General features: G+C 48.0%; 2 protein-coding genes. Both read right to left on the minus strand.

Annotated features, from left to right (window positions below; genetic code table 11):
• Positions 1–65: 65 nt before the first annotated feature.
• Positions 66–782 carry an IS21-like element helper ATPase IstB gene (gene istB, locus KNP72_RS15640; protein ID WP_029595512.1) on the minus strand — a complete coding sequence of 239 codons (717 nt, stop codon included), beginning with the start codon at positions 780–782 and terminating at the stop codon, positions 66–68.
• The gene (gene istA / locus KNP72_RS15645) at positions 779–2,215 is read right to left on the minus strand and encodes an IS21 family transposase (RefSeq protein ID WP_029595511.1); all 1,437 of its coding nucleotides are present in this window, start codon (positions 2,213–2,215) and stop codon (positions 779–781) included. The genes istB and istA overlap by 4 nt, the downstream gene beginning before the upstream one ends.
• Between the last annotated feature and the right edge of the window lie 151 nt (positions 2,216–2,366).

Below are 2,366 nucleotides of genomic sequence, written 5' to 3' on the forward strand. Positions count from 1 at the left end.
TGTATTTTGCAATACAAATGTGCACAATAATGCAACGAAAAGTACAGAACTTTGCCAGCTGGGTTTTAGTGTTTCGACAACGCATGCGTGACACGATAACTGTCACCTGTAAAGTTTAGTATGTGAGCGTGATGGATGACGCGATCGACGAGTGCCGCAGTCAAGCGCGCGTCGCCAAAGATGCGATTCCATTGGCTGAACTCAAGGTTGGATGTGATGATCAGGCTCTTTCGCTCGTACCAGTCGGTGATGAGATGAAACAGAAGTTCCGCAGATTCTTTTGTGAGAGGGAGATATCCCATCTCATCTAAAATAATCATATCTGCCGACTCGAGACGAGAATGGAAGTTGCCTAGTTTTCCATCCCGCCAGGCCTTGTTAAGTTGCTCGACGAGTTCAGAGACCCGGAAGAACCTCACCTCATAACCTTTGTGACAAGCTTCTCTCCCGAGCCCGATGGCCAAATGGGTCTTTCCTGTACCCGGGGACCCTGTCAGAACGACGTTCTGTGAGTGCTCGACGAAATTCAGTGAGGTCAGTTCGTCCTTATCTAAATGCTTTGGGAAGTAGATGTGATTGCCCCAATGATAGTCGTCTAGTGACTTATTGTTGATGAATTTTGCCTTTTTGATTAACCGTTGCGCTTTCGCTTCCTCGCGGAGGCGCATTTCCATCGAGAAAAGCTCCGTGAGAAACTTTTCAGGGGATTCCGTTGGAATCGATTCATAGATTTCAGCGACATAGGCAAGGCGGAGCGATTTGCACATTTCTTTTAGGCTCATACTGCACCACCTTCTCCCCAAGGCCGATTCAGGCTATCGTACTTGCTCCAATCCACATCATAAGGATGGTCCTCAACCACGGCTGGATCGTCGTCCTCGCTCAGTAGCTCGTATAGGCGTTCATTGATCTCGAGGATTGGATAGAGTGCGAGCTTGGCTCGGATCCAGGCCAGTCTTTCCTGCCGAACGAGTAAGTTGGGTACGCCCAGGTACTCTTTGATTCTACCCGGCAGATATTCGGAATAACGGGAGTGCCCGAAGCTTCTCGGCTTCTTGTGCCAAGTGCTGATGATGTTTTCCCATGGGAGCGCACGCTTTGTCATCATGTAGGGACGTTTTTCTTCGTAGAGGATTTCTCCGTGAAGTGAGAGAATCTTCATCGAATCCCACCTTAAGATGGCGCGTACTTGCCCATGACGAGCCCCTGAAGGGATCAAGACTTTCGTCTTATCGATCGTTATTTCGCCGTACTTGTTCACCTTGAACAGTTCTTCTTTGAAGACGGGGAAGTCTTCTTGCGGCAATCGCAATAGATGTCTCTGCTCTTCTTCGAACAACTCACGGATCAGCACATGCTTTTCGTAATGCACTCTCTCCATGTCATCCCGTAGGGAAGCTGCGAGTTGCCGGTTCGTCGAATCGTAATCATGCATGACAGGGGCTGGGACAAGAAAATTGTACCGAACGTATCCTACCTTGTTCTCGACACTTCCTTTCTCGTTACCTCTGTAAGGATTACAGCTTTGAACTTGGAAGCCGTAATGTGCCATGAACTGCAGGAAAGCATCTGTATAGATCGCCTCTTCTTTTGTCGTTCGTGGTTGGATGACTGCGGCGGGGAGATTATCGATTCTGAGCTGTTGCGGTACACCACCGATTTCTTCAAAAAGCATTTTGAGTCCCGTCAAAAAGCACTCTTGGTTTTCTGCGGGCAGGGCGACAGCTGCTGTGCGGTTACTGAAGGGCAGGCTCATGACGAGGCATTTTACATCGACCGCATGACTATCTTTGACGACTTCCATCGTCCCGAAATCTACCTGTGCCTCACCCGGAGGGTGTTGCAATCGTTCTTGCCTTGTGTCGTTTTCCTCCTCGCTCGTCATATGCCAGCTCTTGATGAAATTGCAGACCGTCCGGTAAGAACCCTCGAATCCGTTCGCCACCAGCGTTTCATAAAGCTTTTTATTCGTTCGTCTTAACTTTTTCTGAAGCATTTGATCCTCGGTCAACCAATCCTCGACCATCTCGCCCCATTTCGTTCCGTACATCATGCCTCTCTTGGGGCGAATGGTTTCACTCGGCAGTTGAGCTGAATCCGCGTATTTTTTTACCGTCCTCCAGTTGAGGTCTAGATTTTTAGCGATTCGATTGATCGAATGTGATTTGTGGTTTCTCAGATATTTGATACAATTGATATCGGACATTGCTAGCATTCCTTCCATCTCCTAACGTTCTTGTGTCGCAACTTAAACGTTAGGGTGAGATTATGGTTGCTGGCAAGTCCTTTTTCTTTTCTAAAATAGGAGTGCAGAGTTGTGTACGTTTCCGTTGCACACTTCTGCACTCCTATTTTGCATTACACAA

Source organism: Exiguobacterium sp. s152, assembly GCF_018618335.1.
Classification (GTDB): Bacteria; Bacillota; Bacilli; order Exiguobacteriales; family Exiguobacteriaceae; genus Exiguobacterium; species Exiguobacterium chiriqhucha.